This window comes from Gemmatimonas sp. UBA7669 (assembly GCF_002483225.1).
GTDB lineage: Bacteria > Gemmatimonadota > Gemmatimonadetes > Gemmatimonadales > Gemmatimonadaceae > Gemmatimonas.
Genome location: NZ_DLHL01000053.1, coordinates 1 through 14251 on the forward strand (window position 1 = coordinate 1; position 14251 = coordinate 14251).

Here is a 14251-nt window from a genome sequence, read left to right on the forward strand (position 1 = left end):
CTACCTGATCAGAGCTTCCCTAGGGTGCGGAGCGTTAACCCCTTTCGCCCCATGTTGCCCGATCCAAGCGGCGCGGGGCGACCGAAGCGGGTGCGACAAGTATGTTTGGACGATGACGCCGCGGACGCGCCAGAACGACAAGTATGGTGAGACCAGCGGCGACATTTATGGCGACGCGCTAGGGAGTAGCCACAATCGCGATCCATGCTTATGTGTAAAGCGCCGCCGGTCTCCATTTCAGGAGATCGGCGGCGTTGTCTGTTGCAGGACGAATTGCGCGCAGCGAGTCGGCAGATTTAGGTGCGCGAGCGTGTAGTATTGCTGAACGGCCTTGGTTGCGGCCACTCGTGACGGTGCGGTGCCCGACGGCTGCGCAGTCTCACAATTGAAAGGCTGCTGCGCGCCAAGTGTTGTCGTGAAAGTGTCGATTAAAAAAAGCAGGTTGGAGAGCATGCGACTAATGTGACACCCAAGCTGTTGCGAAAATCGCGGCGCAGCAACATCTCTCCAATCATGACCAATCGACTCATACTGAATGCCGGGCGCGTCCGTGCCATATGGCCTGCCTGCGCCGCCGCACTACTGCTTGCTATGGGTGCTCCAGCCGAAGCCCAGGTGAGGCCAAATCTGACCCTGCGTCACGGCATTGCGGTGCCCGACGATGCCTATCAGTCCAACTGCGGCCACAGCAGTCTGGCGTTTGCCGTGGACGCGCAGGGCGGCGGTCGCATCTTTCCGCAAGTGGGCTTTGATCGGCACATCGGCTCTGGTGGGGGAGACGTGGCCTGCCTTGGTGCCGACAATTCGCAGTTCCGATACGTGGGCGGGGCACGCCTCGAGAATTCCACGCGTGTCACGCTGGGCGTGGGTGCCCGATTGGGCGACGGCAAGGCCCAGCTCGAAGGCGTCCTGCGTGCCGGTGTGCTGCATGCGCGCCCCGGTTTCCAACCCCGAGGGGCCAACGGCAAGGCGGACTTCAAACCTCTCGTTGGAGGGCAGGCCAGTGCCGTGCTGTTTCACGCGCTGGTGTTGAGTACCACCATGCAGTGGACACGTCTCAGTTTCGAGACCACGCCACTCGCCGGCGGGCCCAGCACCACACGCACCGACTGGGCGCCGCTGCTCACGCTGCAGTTCGGCCTGCGGCTGCCGCTCACTCCAGGCCGGTCTCCGACTACTTCAGCTGCTCGCCCCCAATAAACACGGCGTGCTGCCGACGGATGTTCTGGATGCGCTCGAGTGGCGAGGCATCGAGCACCACGAAGTCCGCCCACTTGCCGGGCTCCAGTGAGCCAAGTTCACGATCAACCCGAAGACAGCGCGCCGCCACCGAAGTGGCAGAACGCAGCGCCTCGGCGGGTGTCATGCCCGCGTCCACCATCATCTCGAGCTCCATGAGCTCGAAGTAGCCCTGGAAGCGGCCCAGCGGACCCGTGTCGGTGCCCATGGCAATGGGCACGCCGGCGCGGTGCAGCGCCGCGAGGTTCTGCATGGCCACCGGCAACTGCGCCTTGTAGCGCTGCGCACTGCGGCTGGTGCGCGTGACCTCCTGACGGGCCGGCTGCTGTACCGTGGCCATCCACTCGCGATTCGCGTGCGCCAGAAACAGCGAGTCGGCAAAAAACGACGGCGTGCTTTCGTACACATAGGTGGAGACTTCACGCATAAGGGTGGGCGAGTAGCACACACCCGACCCCTTGAGCGCCGTCACGAACGCGCCGTCTACCGGCAGGTCCCGCACGCTGTGCGCAATGAAGTCGGCGCCGGCGGCCAGCAGCGCCTTCGCGTCGTCGAGGTAGTAGAGATGCACCGCCACACGCAGCCCACGCGCGTGCGCCGCCTCAATCACGGCCTTGTACACCTCGGGTTTCATCTTGGGGCTGGTGCCGAGGTTGTCGTCCACGCGGATCTTCACGATGTCCACACGCCGGTCGGCCACGGCGGCCACCTGTGTTCGGGCGTCGTCAGGCGACGACGGATTGAGCACGGGGCCTGCCACGAACACCCGCGCATGCTGTGGTGCACTGCGACGCTGTGCGTCGCGCGCAGCAAACACCTCGGCGGTTTCGTCGCCCAGTGAATACACCGTGGTCACGCCATACGCGGCATAGGTGGCCAGGTTGGCCACGCTGGAGGCGTGCCCATGGGCATTGATGAGCCCCGGCACAATGACCTTGCCCTGCAGCGACACGCGCTGTGCCTCGGCCGGTATGCGCACCGAAGCGGCGGGCCCCGCGGCCAGCACACGCCCGTCATGCACGAGCAAGGTGGCGTTGGCAATGGGTGCACGGGTGGTGCCATCGATGAGCGTGGCGCCGGTGAACGCACGGGTTACCGACTGCGCGGTGGCGGTGCTGGCCGCGAGGCACAGCACGCCGGCGGCCCGTGTCAGCAGGCGGGGCATGAATCGGGACATGGGTTCCATGCCGTCGAGTCTAACACCAATGCGGGATTGACGGACCGCACATCATGTAACTATATAAAGTACATGAGAAAGGACAGCCGGTTGTCAGGCGTGCTGCACGTGCTGCTGCACATGGCCGAGTTCGAAGGGCCGGTGACGTCGGAAACCCTGGCTCGCGCCATGGACACCAATCCGGTGGTCGTGCGCCGTGTGATGGCGGGTTTGCGCGAACGTGGCTTTGTCCGTTCGGTGAAGGGGCACGGCGGCGGCTGGACGCTCAACCGTGCGCTGGCCGATATCAGTCTGCTCGATGTGTACGAGGCCATTGGCGCGCCATCGCTGCTCGCGGTGGGCAGTCGCAACGAGTCGCCCAGTTGTCTCGTGGAGCAGGCCGTGAACCACTCGCTGGGTCACGCCTTCGGTGAGGCCGAAGCGTTGCTGCTGGCGCACCTGGCCGGCGTGACGCTGGCCACGCTGCACGCCGACTTTCATACGCGCATGAAGCGTCGCGCACCACCCTGCATTGCGGAGCACGCCCATGACTGAACTGAACGCAGCCGGCACCACCGAACACGACGTGGTGGTGGTGGGTGGCGCCTTTGCCGGCCTTTCGGCCGCTACGTATCTGGCGCGAGCGCGGCGCACCGTCTGTGTGATGGACACGCGCCGTCCGCGCAATCGTTTTGCCGACGCGGCGCACGGCGTGCTGGGCTTCGATGGCACGGCACCGGTGGACATTCTGGCTCGCGCACGCACGCAGGTGGCGGCCTATCCCACGGTGCGTTGGCGGGAACGTGAGGCCGTGCGTGTGGAACCGCAGGGTGACCGGTTTGCCGTGACGCTCGACGACGGCGAGGTGCACATGGCACGCAAGGTGGTGCTGGCGTTTGGCCTGCGCGACGAGCTGCCGGACATACCGGGACTCCCGGAGCGTTGGGGGCATTCGGTGCTGCACTGTCCCTACTGTCACGGCTTCGAGTTTGCCGATCGTGAACTCGGCGTGCTGTATCGCATGCCCTCGTCGGCCCATCACGCCCGTCTCGTGGCTGAATGGGGACCGGTGACGTTGTATCTGAACGGCGCCACGCTGGACGCCCAGCTGCGCAATGAGCTCACGGCGCACGGTGTGTCCGTGGTGGCCGAGCACTTGGTGTCGCTGGAGGGTCCCGGGCAGACGCTGACACATGTGGAGCTCGCCAACGGAACGCAGCGCAGGCTCGAGGCCCTGTATGTGGCGCCCGAGTCCTGTCTGGCCAGCCCCATTGCCGCGCAACTGGGTGTGGCGCTCGACCACACGCCGCTTGGTCCCATCATCCGCACCGACGCCCACAAGCAGACGAGCGTGCCGGGCGTGTATGCGGCCGGTGACATTGCCCGGGCGCCACACAGTGTGAGCTGGGCGGTGGCCGACGGCGTGACGGCGGCGACGGCGGTGCATCGCGCCCTGATCGGGATGTGACGGCCCGGGGGCTATCGCTGCTGAGCCAGAAGGGAGAGACTTGAGGCCATCGCCGTGGCTGCGGTCACGGATTCCGGTCACATCTCACCAACAGCTCACATGGTCCTCAGCAAGGACGAACTCGTCGGCCTCCTCACGCACGAAGTCAACGTGCTGCGTCACCTCATCACCAAGATCGATGGGGACGCGGTGAACTTCCGTCCCACCGAGAAGCAGCGCAGCTCGATCGAGCTGGTGCGCTATCTGGTGTTGCAGGGACCTGTCCTCACGCAGGCCATCAAGGCCGGCGCTTTTGATGGCCCGGCATGGGGTGCGGCGCAGGCCGAGGTGGATGCGATGGACCTGGCTGGGCTTGATGCCAAGCTCGCGGCGCAGCCGGCGTGGTTTGCCGAGCACGTGGGCGCGATGACGGACGACGAGCTGCGTGGCGTGATTCAGCTCTTTGGCCCGCCGGGCACCCGTGGCTTGCACTTCGTGAGTCTGGTGCTGGCCAACTACGCGGCCTACCGCACGCAGCTCTTCTGCTACCTCAAGCTCTGCGGGCGCACGGAGCTCACCACGTCCAATCTGTGGCGTGGCATGGACGCGCCGCCCAAGGCCTGATTTTGCATGTTGGGTAAACAGATCACGCCGAGGTGCGGAGAAGAAGAGGGCGCAGAGCAAATAGCTTGTTGTGCTCTGCGTTCTCCAAACCTCTGCGCCTCGGCGTGAGCTGTTCCATCTCAACGTCTCATTACTTCACATGCTGACGAAAGAAAGCCAGCGTGCGATCCCATGACAGCTTGGCCGCCGCCGCATCGTAGCGCGGCGTGGTATTGTTGTTGAATCCGTGCTGCGTGCCCGGATACAGGTGCCGTTCGTAGCGCACGCCGGCCGCCTTGAGCGCAGCCTCGAAGTCGGGCCAGCTGGCGTTGATGCGCGGGTCGTTCTCTGCCGATTGAATCATGAGCGGTGCGGTAATCCTGGGCACGTCCGGTAGATTGGGCGACGAACCATAGTACGCCACACCGGCGGAGAGCTCACGGCCAAGTCGCGTGGCCAGGAAGTTCACCATACCGCCGCCGTAGCAGAATCCCACCGCGCCGATCTTGCCGGTGCATTCGGGGCGCGCTGCGAGAAAGGCCGCTGCGGCAACAAAGTCTTCGCGCGTCTTGGTCTGGTCGAGTTTGCCGAAGGCTTCACGCGCCTTGTCCTCGTCACCGGGATATCCACCCAGCGGGAAGAGTGCATCTGGGGCGAAGGCCACAAAGCCGTCTACTGCCAGTCGACGGGTGATGTCCTCAATGTGCGGATTGAGCCCACGATTCTCGTGAATGACGAGAATGCCCGGCGCCTTGCCACCGCCCGATGGCTTGGCGAGATAGCCGCGCATGGTGCCATAGCCATTGGGTGAGGCGTACTCCACGTGGGTTTGCTCGATGCGCGTGTCTTCGTGCGCAATGGTTTGCGCTTCGAGAAACTTGGGGCTGAGCTGCTCCAGCAGCATGGCGGCGGTCACCCCACCGACGGCATACTTGGCGGCCTTGTCGAGAAACGTGCGCCGATCAATGCCACCGTGAACGTAGGCATCGAACAGGATGAGCAGGTCCTGGTCGAAATCGTGGGCGGTTTTCTGTTTCATGGCGATGGACCGAGGGGGCAAAAGGTGGGATGAATGCGTGGCGCGCAGGTGGGAGCGGTGATCCGGAGAACGTAGCATCAACGCCCGATGGCGGCCGGTCGTTGGTGACCGAGCGCACCCCAATGCCGTACGTGAAAGAAACCTTGCCAGTGGCCCCCTTGCGGACGCTCGCCAGGAAGACAGATTCCCCATTTCCGGATGGGATTAGGTCTCCCAGTCCAATTCAAAGGCGCGATGGGGCGGAGCTGCCGCTCGGCGGAGTGCGGCCAGGACGCAGCTGGAGGCATCATGGGACGTCGCTGGCTGTCATTGAACTTCAAATTTCCTGGTTTGATGACCGGGATTGCGCTGTTGGTTGGCGTGATCTTCATGTGGTCAGCACGCGGTGAGTTTGCCGGCATTCTGCGTGAGGCCAGTGGGACGCGACTGGCATCCAGCGGCAGCATGTTGGCGAACGCGGTGCAGTCTGGTGTGGTGGCAGCCCGAAGCGAGGTGCAGCAGCTGGCCGCCCTCCCGGATGTTCGAGATGCCCTCACCGGTACTGGCGATTCGGCGCGCGTTGCGCAGGCAATTCGCACTGGGCTCGCGGTGCGTGCTGACAGCACCTTCGTTCGTGTCCTGGTGGTCGACACCGCCGCTCGTGTGCGTCATGAACTGCGGCTTGGAGACCACGAACTCTCCCCGGGCTGGGCGCTCGAAGCGCTGCGACGCGGTGAGTTGTCACCGGTCAATCCCACATTCAGTCCGCTGCTCAACGCCAATGGGCGCGCACAGGCCGAATATGTCGCGCCAGTGCACGGCAAGCCCGGTGGGGAGAGTCTGCTCGGCTACGTCATCATCACGCGTGCCATACGGGGACAGGGTGCCCCTCAGATTCGACAACTGATTGGCAACGGCACGCTGCTGTTTGGCCAGATTGATGCCGGCATCTGGACCGATCTCGATTCGGTGGTGGACGGTCCGCCACCCATTGCACGGGCCGACTCAATTCTGACCTTTGCGGAATCTCCGAGAGGGCCGGGTGTCGGTATTGCCACCAGCATTCGCGGTACGCCATGGGTTATCTGGCTGCAGGTGCCGGATTCTTCGGTGCTCGCGCCGCTCAACGGATTTCAGCGTCGCATGACGCCCATTCTGCTGGTCGTCGTTGTCGTGGGAGCCGCACTGGCCTGGTCGATCAGTCGACGCATCACGGGGCGGATTACGGCCCTTACGGCGCGCGTGGATGAGATGGCTGCCGATGTTCAGGGTGACGCTGCGGCGGCGACCTCCAGTCGTTTGTTGGCGCATGACGGCCGCGACGAGGTCGATCGCCTCGAATCGGCATTCGCCATGATGGCGGAGCGTACGCAACATCAGCAGCAGTTGGAAGCGGAACTGCAACAGGCACAGAAGCTCGAAGCGGTGGGTCGACTGGCCGGTGGAATCGCGCACGATTTCAACAACGTGCTCACGGTGGTCAGCAACTTCGCCGAGATCATTCAGCAGGATGTCGCACCGGACAGCGCCACCTCGCGCGATCTTGACCAGATCCGTCAGGCCACGAACCGTGCGTCACGTCTTACCCGTCAACTGTTGGCCTTCAGTCGTCGACAGATTCTGCAGCCGCAGCCGCTCGATGTGAATGAGCGGGTGCAGTCGGTGGCTGGCCTGCTGGAACGCCTGCTGCCGGCGCACGTGAACATTGCATTGGAGCTTGGCGACGGATTGTCGGCCGTCATGGCTGATCCGGTGCAGATCGAGCAGGTTCTGCTCAATCTTGCGGTGAACGCATCCGACGCCATGCCGAGTGGTGGTCGGCTGACGATCCGCACGCTCATGGCCGATCTTGACGATCTGCCCGCGCAGGGGGTGACGACGCCAGCGAGTGGTACGGAGATCACGTCGCGTCGTCATGTGTGTCTGGTCGTGAAAGACTCGGGTGTCGGCATGGATCGCGAGACGCTGCAGCGTGTGTTCGAGCCCTTCTTCACCACCAAGCCCATAGGCAAGGGCACCGGTCTTGGTCTGGCGTCGGTCCACGGCACGGTGGCGCAACTCGGCGGTCGTGTGTGGGTGTACAGTGAGCCGGGCAAGGGCACGACCTTCAAGGTGTTCCTGCCGCAGGCTGACGAGGCCGTGAGTGCTGCCGACACGGTCGCGGTTTCGCAGACGGTCCCTCGTGGCTCAGGCACGGTGCTGCTTGTGGAGGATGAACCCGGGACGCGGGAAGTCACCCGACGCTTGCTCGAGCGAAGCGGCTATTCGGTGATCGAGCTTCACACGGCCAATGAGGCACTGGACCGCCTCGCGTCAGACCGGCAGCAGGTGTGCGCGGTGCTGACCGACGTCATGATGCCGGGAATGAACGGTATGGCCTTTGCACGACATGTTTGGGCGCGCTGGCCTGACCTGCCCGTAGTCCTCATGTCCGGCTACTCCGACACGGACGTGTTGGACGAGGCCGATGCGCGGCACGTGCACTTTCTCGAGAAGCCCTTCACGTCGGCCACGTTGCTCAAGGCCTTGTCCGATGCGCAGGCGGGGGTTGCGCCGCTCCGCCCCTGAGCCAGGCGCCGTTAGATTGCGGGGATGTCCCCGGATTCTCCCTCTCCCGAGTTTCTCGACGCGTTCCGTCGCGCCACGGCGCTGCTGGAGCGCGTGATTGCCGATCGCACCCTGCTCATGCAGGTGGATGGCCAGGAGCGCCAACGCTTCGTCGACGCGGTCGCCACCGTGTTCCAGCCGGATGTGCGCGCGCGTCGTGCCATGGTCAAGGCCACCTCCCGGCAGCGCAAGCTCGAGGCCGCGCAGCGCGATGATGCCGTGCTGCAGCAGACCGGCATCCGCGAGCTGCGGCGCAAGCCGGTGTTCACCACGCCGAATGTGTACCTGCTTGGCGACCCGGCAGCCGGCATGTCCAGCACGGTGACAGGCAGCGACGAGCAGGCCGATGGATCGGGAGAGGTGGACGTGCGCGGTGAGGCCGTCGTGCCGCAGCACTGCTACATCTGCAAGCAGAAGTTCACCACGGTGCATCACTTCTACGACCAGATGTGCCTGGCCTGCGCGGAGTTCAACTTCCGCAAGCGCACCGAGCTGACCGACCTGCGCGGGCGCACGGCACTGCTCACCGGCGGGCGCGTCAAGATCGGCCATCAGGCAGGGCTCAAGTTGCTGCGTTGTGGGGCGCGCTTGCTGGTTTCCACGCGCTTTCCGCGCGACTCGGCGCAGCGCTATGCGGCGGAGCCGGACTTTGCGGAGTGGAAGGATCGGCTGGAGATCTTTGGTCTCGACCTGCGGCATACGCCGAGCGTGGAGGCGTTCTGCCGTCATCTGCTGGAAACCGAGCCACGGCTCGACTTCATCATCAACAACGCGTGTCAGACCGTGCGGCGTCCGCCGGCCTTCTATGCGCACATGATGGACGGGGAACGTGTGGCGGGTGCGGCGTTGGCTCCAGAGGCGCGGCGTCTGGTTGAACGTTACGAGGACCTTCGCGCCTCGGGTGGCATGCTGGCGCTGCCAGGAGCCACGGCGCCGCTTGCTGCCGATGCGCCCGAACTCACCGCCGCGGCGCTCGAGCAGGTGGGACTTACCCATGCCGCGTCGCTCTCCCAGGTGGCGCTCCTGCCCGAGGATCTCGACGGCGGACAGCACCTGTTCCCGGAGGGCAAGCTGGATCAGGATCTGCAGCAGGTGGACCTGCGCTCGCGCAACTCGTGGCGACTGCTGTTGGATGAAGTGTCGAGCGTGGAGCTGCTGGAGGTGCAGTTGGTGAACGCCACCGCGCCGTTCATCATCAACGCGCGCCTCAAGGCGCTCATGACCCGCACACCTGAGCGCGACAAGCACATCGTGAACGTGTCGGCCATGGAAGGCCAGTTCTATCGCAACAACAAGACCACGCGGCATCCGCACACCAACATGGCCAAGGCGGCGCTCAACATGATGACGCGCACCTCAGCGGCCGACTACCAGCAGGCGGGCATTCACATGAACAGTGTGGACACCGGCTGGGTGACGGACGAGGACGTGGCTGAGTTGGCGGCGCGCAAGGTGGCCAACCACCGATTCCACCCGCCGCTTGATATTGTGGATGGTGCGGCCCGCATTGTGGATCCGATCATCACAGGGGTGGCGACGGGGCAGCATGTGTGGGGGCAGTTCCTGAAGGATTATGCGCCGACGGATTGGTGAGGGGTGTGGTGGCTGGCATCGTTGAACTGAAGGTGTGAGGATAGGAGGATCTGGGGATCAGAGAGGCGGGCCACGGGGGCATGCATACCCTCATGCCCCCGTGGCCCGCCCCTCCCATCCTCGGATCCTCCTATCCTCACACCTTCTGTTCTCCGAACCTCGAGACTTCCAGGCGTCCGCGACTCAGCCAGCCGACGGACCGAGCATCAGCGTGCAGTAACTCGTCTCGCTGCTCCCGCTCGATCGACGCACGCGCCGCACTGATGACCCGGACGTGGAAATACGGCGCTCAACACGCAGGCTGGCCATGGCCTGTCGCGTCTGGTCTGTGTTCCGCACGACGATTCGCGAGGTGTCGCCCAGTATGCAGGAGATGCCTTTCGCGACAATCCTGAGTCGTGCACAGTTGGCGCGGGAGGCCGCGATTTGCAGGCTGGCCAGACTGGCACTGTCACCCGTCAAGGTGATGAACGAGAGACCTGGCGGCGCCTGCCACGTCTTCCACTCACCGGGCACCATGGCGAGGGATTCCTCGTACGGACGGTTCACCACCAGCGAATCAATGTCCGTAACGGGGTCCTCGACCGTGACTGGCACGTACTCGTCACAATCCCCTGCGGTTACGCGGATCCACGCGTCACCGACACGACGAGGAATGATCTGACCGTCTACCAGGCCGATCACCGATGTGTCCTGCAGCTCCACCCTGCCGGCGATCTGCAACACCGGCTGCCCATCCCGGCCCACGCCCGTCAATCCATACGGCACCGGCCCACCCTTCAGCCGAATGTTTTCGCCCGGCGTGAAGTAGAGCATCGCGATGGGACGGCACAGAATGGCAATGCGAGCCGCGACGTCTCCCGTCGCCACCTCGGCCTCCATGTTCCCTCGCTGCGAGCAGTCCACGATCCCTTCCGGCGCCAAGCTGCGCGCATCGCCCGCCACCTGTCGCCAGCGCATCGGCCGCTCGCCCAGTGTGTCGCCGCGTTGATTGAGGCGGTAGGCTGCCAGACGGGTTTGACGCACGTTGTTGACCACGATCGTGTCGCCGCGTCCGGCGGTGACGCGGGCCGGTGTGAGGCGGTCGCAGCTGGTGAGGATCAGGGTCAGAGCGAGGAGCGGGGCCAGTGTGTGGAGTGACATTAGTGTCGAGTTCATGTGTTGCATTCGACTCTCCAGGACAGAGTGGCGCTGCGAATGTACCACCTGGTTGAGTACTCCGCAGGTCCGTTGAACAGAAGGGGTGAGGATTGGAGGATCCGAGGATACGAGAGGCGGGCCCCGGAGACATGAGTTCTCCCATGCCCCCGGGGCCCGCCCCTCCAATCCCCAGATCCTCCAATCCTCACACCGTCTGTTCCCGGATCCTCATCGGGTCAGCGCAGGGTGATACCCACCGATACCGGCACCCAGCGAATGGCATTGCGGTTGCCGAGCTGCTCGGGGTTGGAGAGGAAGTCCTCCGTGCGCCCAAAGACGTTCACGATGCGCGACTCCACGAATACCGCCGCCGCACCGATGCCGAACTCCATCCCACCGCCGATCTGCGCACCGAAGGCGTTGCGGCGCAGACTGTTGCCGTTGCTGTTCTGTACCGGTTGCTGCTCACCATCCTCGATGAGCTCTTCTCCAATCGGCGTGCGCAGGCCGAACGAGTGGAAGCGATAGATGCCCGCGCCACCCACGCCGTACACACCGAAGGCACCCACCTGACCACGCGCCGTGAGGTTCAGCGTGGCCGAGTAGATCTGCGGGCGATTGGCGGGGAGGGCCACCGCTTGCCCCTGACCGTCGTACGCCACGACTGCCTGGTTGGTGCCGAGACGGTTGTACCCGAGATCGAGTCGCACGCCGAGCAACTGATTGGGCTTCTGATAGCCAATGGGCATGTGCACGTTGAACCCCGGCTCGTACCCGCGATCGTTCAGCTCGAGTGAGGGCAGGGAGCTGCCGCCACCCAGCGAGAGATAGAAGCCGCTGTTGCCAAAGAGTGCCGAGCGGCGCGCCACGGGGCCGCCGTCCTGCGCCCACATCGCGAGGGGCGTGGTGGCACCGAGCACGAGGACGGCACAGGCACTGACGAAGGAACGCGAGAACGATGTACGCATGATGATCTCCAGTGACAGGGTGACTGCCAACAGGATAGGGTCATCAAACATCACGCGCCTGTCCCCACCGGGACGATCTTTTCGCACTCTCCCAGAGGGAGTCTGCTACCATCCGAAAGAGGTAGAGAAAGACTGCGCCAGCGGCGACTGGTTGCGCACACCGGATTGTTCGTACTGTGCTGATGTCACGCAGCCGCACATTCAACCGACTTTCAGGAGGCTTTCATGCTGACCACACTCGCCATCGTACTGCTGGTGCTGTGGATGCTCGGAATGGTGTCGTCGTACACGATCGGTGGCTTTGTCCACATTCTGCTGGTGGTCGCCATCGTGATGGTGCTGGTGCGCATCATTCAGGGCCGCAAGCCCATCAGTTGACCGCCTTTGCCAGCAGCTGTTGGAGGCCCGGCACGTCCAGCGGTTTGATGACGTGCTCATCGAATCCGGCGGCAAGAGTCTGAGCGCGATCGTCCACCGAGCCCCATCCGGTCATTGCGACCAGGATGGGGCGACGTGTATTCTCGGCCGATTCTGCGCGTATGCGGGTCGCCAGCTCAAGGCCCGACATGCCGGGCAGCGACACGTCGACAAGGGCAATGGCATAGCGGGTCAGTCCATTGTTGGTCGTGACCTCGGCCAGTGCCGATTCGGCCGTTGCAAAGCCGCGGCCGCTCCAGCCCATCACTTCGAGAAGCAGAAGCATGCTGTCACGCACGTCCTGGTTATCGTCCACCACCATCACCATGCCTCGGGCATCCGCCATCGTCCTGCACTCCCTTCCACGAGAAAGGCCATAACCATGATACATGGGGCCACAACGACCACGGCCACGTCGGCTTGAATTTCGCCGACGTGGCCATGTTCGTACAGTCTGCGCGTGCTTCAGTACTTCGGTGCGTCAGCAAACCAGAACAGCTCGACTTTGCCCTTCTTGTCCCGCGACAGCACCAGCGTGTAAGCCTTGCCGGCTTCGAAGTTCACCTTGGGTGTCACCAGCATCGGCTCGTTGCGCTCGTCGGCACGAACCTCGAGCACGCCGGACCACGGGTTGATCTGCAGGTAGGCTTCTTCGTCGCCATAGTCGAGTCCTTCCACCAGCACCTCACCACCGCGCGGCTGCACCTTGACCTCCTTGATGCCCGGTGCGGCGTGAATCACGCGCACGGCCGCCTTGTTCGGCTCGGCCACGTATTCATCGCGGGCAATGCGTGTCTCAAAGGAATCGCCCTGCTCGTTCTTCAGAACGACGATGGTGTAGCGCGCACCATTCGAGAGCAGCGCCCGGTTGGTGTTGAGCGGTGCGAAAGTGCCGGCCACCGTGTCGCCAACCTGGAAGCTGGCCCAGGTCTTGTCGATGGACTGGTAGTCGCTGACCTGACCATACGAAACCGATGGGAGCGAGTGCATCTCGTCGGCGCGTACGATGATCTCGGACGAGAGCGGCACGGCGTTGACGACACGAACCATGGCCGAGCCTTCGGCGTCGGCGTTCTCCGGTGTCATGGCGCTCACGAGTGTACCGTCGTCCGTACGGGTTTCCACTGCCTGTTGATCGTCGGCCGACCTGCTGCAGGCCTGCGTGGAGAAGAACGCGGCGGTGAGCAGAGCGAGCGTGCGGGATGCGCGCGTCATGGCAAATCCTCCTGGTGTTCGCGTGAACAGCGTACGGCGCGTTGTACCGCGCGTTCATGAACGGCAGTGCGCATGGGCACCGACACATCGTTCATGCTGATACAAGTTTCACGGAACGTGACGTCGAAACCATTGACCCCTCGGCCCATCTTTCCCTCCCCCATAGGAGGGAGGCGAATTGGTAACGCTGGTCACACGCTACAATCCGCGTATGAAACCTCGCTTGATGCCAATGGTCACCGCCTGCGTGCGATCGCGTGCACCGAGCTTCTGAAAGATGGCCTTGATGTGTGCCTTGACGGTGCCTTCGCTGATATACAGCGTGCTCGCGATCTCGAGATTGGAGCGTCCTTCAGCCAGGCACTGCAGCACTTCCAGCTGGCGGGCCGTAAGCCCGTCGCTGGCCACATGCTCGGCCAGCTTGGCTGCGATGGCGGGGTCGATGGCCTTGTGCCCGGCGTGCACGGCCTGCACGGTTTCCACGAGCTGAGCCGGAGCGACATCTTTCAATACGTAGCTTGCGGCTCCTGCGCGCAGGCCACGGAACACCTCTTCGTCGGTATCGTATGTGGTGAGCAGGATGACCCGTGCGGAGGGGTACTCTGCGCGAACGGCAGCGGTAAACTCCGTCCCATCCATGGGGACCATGCGCAGGTCACAGATCACCACGTCCGGCTGCAACTCACGGTACATGTCCAGAGCGGTAGCGCCGTCTCCAGCCTGTCCGACCACTTCCAGGCCATTCATGCTGGTCAACAAGGCGGCCAGCCCCTCGCGCAGAATGGCGTGATCGTCGACGAGCAGCAGGCGGATGGGCAAGGCAGACGTCACGATGCAACTCCGGGGAG

15 protein-coding genes are annotated in these 14251 nt (G+C 64.0%); 7 read left to right on the forward strand and 8 right to left on the reverse strand.

The annotated features are described in order from the left end of the window. Positions 1-237: 237 nt before the first annotated feature. Positions 238-453 carry a hypothetical protein gene (locus tag B2747_RS15585; RefSeq protein WP_291162968.1) on the reverse strand — a complete coding sequence of 72 codons (216 nt, stop codon included), beginning with the start codon at positions 451-453 and terminating at the stop codon, positions 238-240. A 138-nt stretch (positions 454-591) separates the two neighbouring features. On the opposite strand from B2747_RS15585, the gene B2747_RS15590 reads away from it, so the two are divergent. Further along, positions 592-1200 carry a hypothetical protein gene (locus B2747_RS15590; protein WP_291162970.1) on the forward strand — a complete coding sequence of 203 codons (609 nt, stop codon included), beginning with the start codon at positions 592-594 and terminating at the stop codon, positions 1198-1200. On the opposite strand, the gene B2747_RS15595 is transcribed toward B2747_RS15590, so the two are convergent. Further along, the gene (locus tag B2747_RS15595) at positions 1175-2404 is read right to left on the reverse strand and encodes an amidohydrolase family protein (RefSeq protein WP_291162972.1); all 1230 of its coding nucleotides are present in this window, start codon (positions 2402-2404) and stop codon (positions 1175-1177) included. The genes B2747_RS15590 and B2747_RS15595 overlap by 26 nt on opposite strands. Before the next feature lie 84 nt (positions 2405-2488). Here B2747_RS15595 and B2747_RS15600 point away from each other — a divergent pair, with 84 nt between their 5' ends. The 3 genes from B2747_RS15600 (at position 2489) to B2747_RS15610 (ending at position 4466) form a co-directional block, all read left to right on the forward strand. After that, positions 2489-2950: an Rrf2 family transcriptional regulator gene (locus B2747_RS15600; RefSeq protein WP_291162974.1), complete on the forward strand. Its 462-nt coding sequence runs from the start codon at positions 2489-2491 to the stop codon at positions 2948-2950. Next, positions 2943-3863: an NAD(P)/FAD-dependent oxidoreductase gene (locus tag B2747_RS15605; RefSeq protein ID WP_291162976.1), complete on the forward strand. Its 921-nt coding sequence runs from the start codon at positions 2943-2945 to the stop codon at positions 3861-3863. Before B2747_RS15600 ends, B2747_RS15605 begins: the two co-directional genes overlap by 8 nt. A gap of 99 nt (positions 3864-3962) precedes the next feature. Next, positions 3963-4466 carry a hypothetical protein gene (locus B2747_RS15610; protein WP_291162978.1) on the forward strand — a complete coding sequence of 168 codons (504 nt, stop codon included), beginning with the start codon at positions 3963-3965 and terminating at the stop codon, positions 4464-4466. Positions 4467-4596: 130 nt separating this feature from the next. On the opposite strand, the gene B2747_RS15615 is transcribed toward B2747_RS15610, so the two are convergent. Continuing rightward, positions 4597-5484, reverse strand: coding sequence for a dienelactone hydrolase family protein (locus B2747_RS15615; protein WP_291162980.1), 888 nt, complete (start codon positions 5482-5484; stop codon positions 4597-4599). A 333-nt stretch (positions 5485-5817) separates the two neighbouring features. Between B2747_RS15615 and B2747_RS15620 the strand changes: the two genes are divergently transcribed. Beyond that, a complete protein-coding gene (locus B2747_RS15620) occupies positions 5818-8031 on the forward strand; it encodes a hybrid sensor histidine kinase/response regulator (protein WP_291162982.1) in 2214 nt (737 codons plus the stop codon). A gap of 24 nt (positions 8032-8055) precedes the next feature. Beyond that, the gene (locus B2747_RS15625) at positions 8056-9663 is read left to right on the forward strand and encodes an SDR family oxidoreductase (protein ID WP_291162984.1); all 1608 of its coding nucleotides are present in this window, start codon (positions 8056-8058) and stop codon (positions 9661-9663) included. A gap of 183 nt (positions 9664-9846) precedes the next feature. Here the strand turns inward: B2747_RS15625 and B2747_RS15630 are convergent, their stop codons facing one another. Beyond that, positions 9847-10821 (reverse strand): hypothetical protein, encoded by a 975-nt coding sequence (locus tag B2747_RS15630; protein WP_291162987.1) that lies wholly within the window; start codon positions 10819-10821, stop codon positions 9847-9849. A 218-nt stretch (positions 10822-11039) separates the two neighbouring features. Next, on the reverse strand, positions 11040-11771 hold the full coding sequence (locus B2747_RS15635; protein ID WP_291162989.1) for a hypothetical protein: 732 nt from the start codon (positions 11769-11771) through the stop codon (positions 11040-11042). 225 nt (positions 11772-11996) lie between these two features. Here B2747_RS15635 and B2747_RS15640 point away from each other — a divergent pair, with 225 nt between their 5' ends. Further along, complete coding sequence (locus tag B2747_RS15640; RefSeq protein WP_291162991.1) at positions 11997-12149, forward strand: lmo0937 family membrane protein; 153 nt, start codon at positions 11997-11999, stop codon at positions 12147-12149. Here the strand turns inward: B2747_RS15640 and B2747_RS15645 are convergent. The 3 genes from B2747_RS15645 to B2747_RS15655 form a co-directional block, all read right to left on the reverse strand. After that, a complete protein-coding gene (locus tag B2747_RS15645) occupies positions 12142-12534 on the reverse strand; it encodes a response regulator (RefSeq protein WP_291162993.1) in 393 nt (130 codons plus the stop codon). The two genes, B2747_RS15640 and B2747_RS15645, sit on opposite strands and share 8 nt — an antisense overlap. Before the next feature lie 119 nt (positions 12535-12653). Continuing rightward, entirely contained in the window at positions 12654-13403 is a 750-nt protein-coding gene (locus B2747_RS15650; protein ID WP_291162995.1) for a DUF4397 domain-containing protein, read from the reverse strand. Positions 13404-13601: 198 nt separating this feature from the next. After that, a complete protein-coding gene (locus B2747_RS15655) occupies positions 13602-14234 on the reverse strand; it encodes a response regulator transcription factor (protein ID WP_291162997.1) in 633 nt (210 codons plus the stop codon). Between the last annotated feature and the right edge of the window lie 17 nt (positions 14235-14251).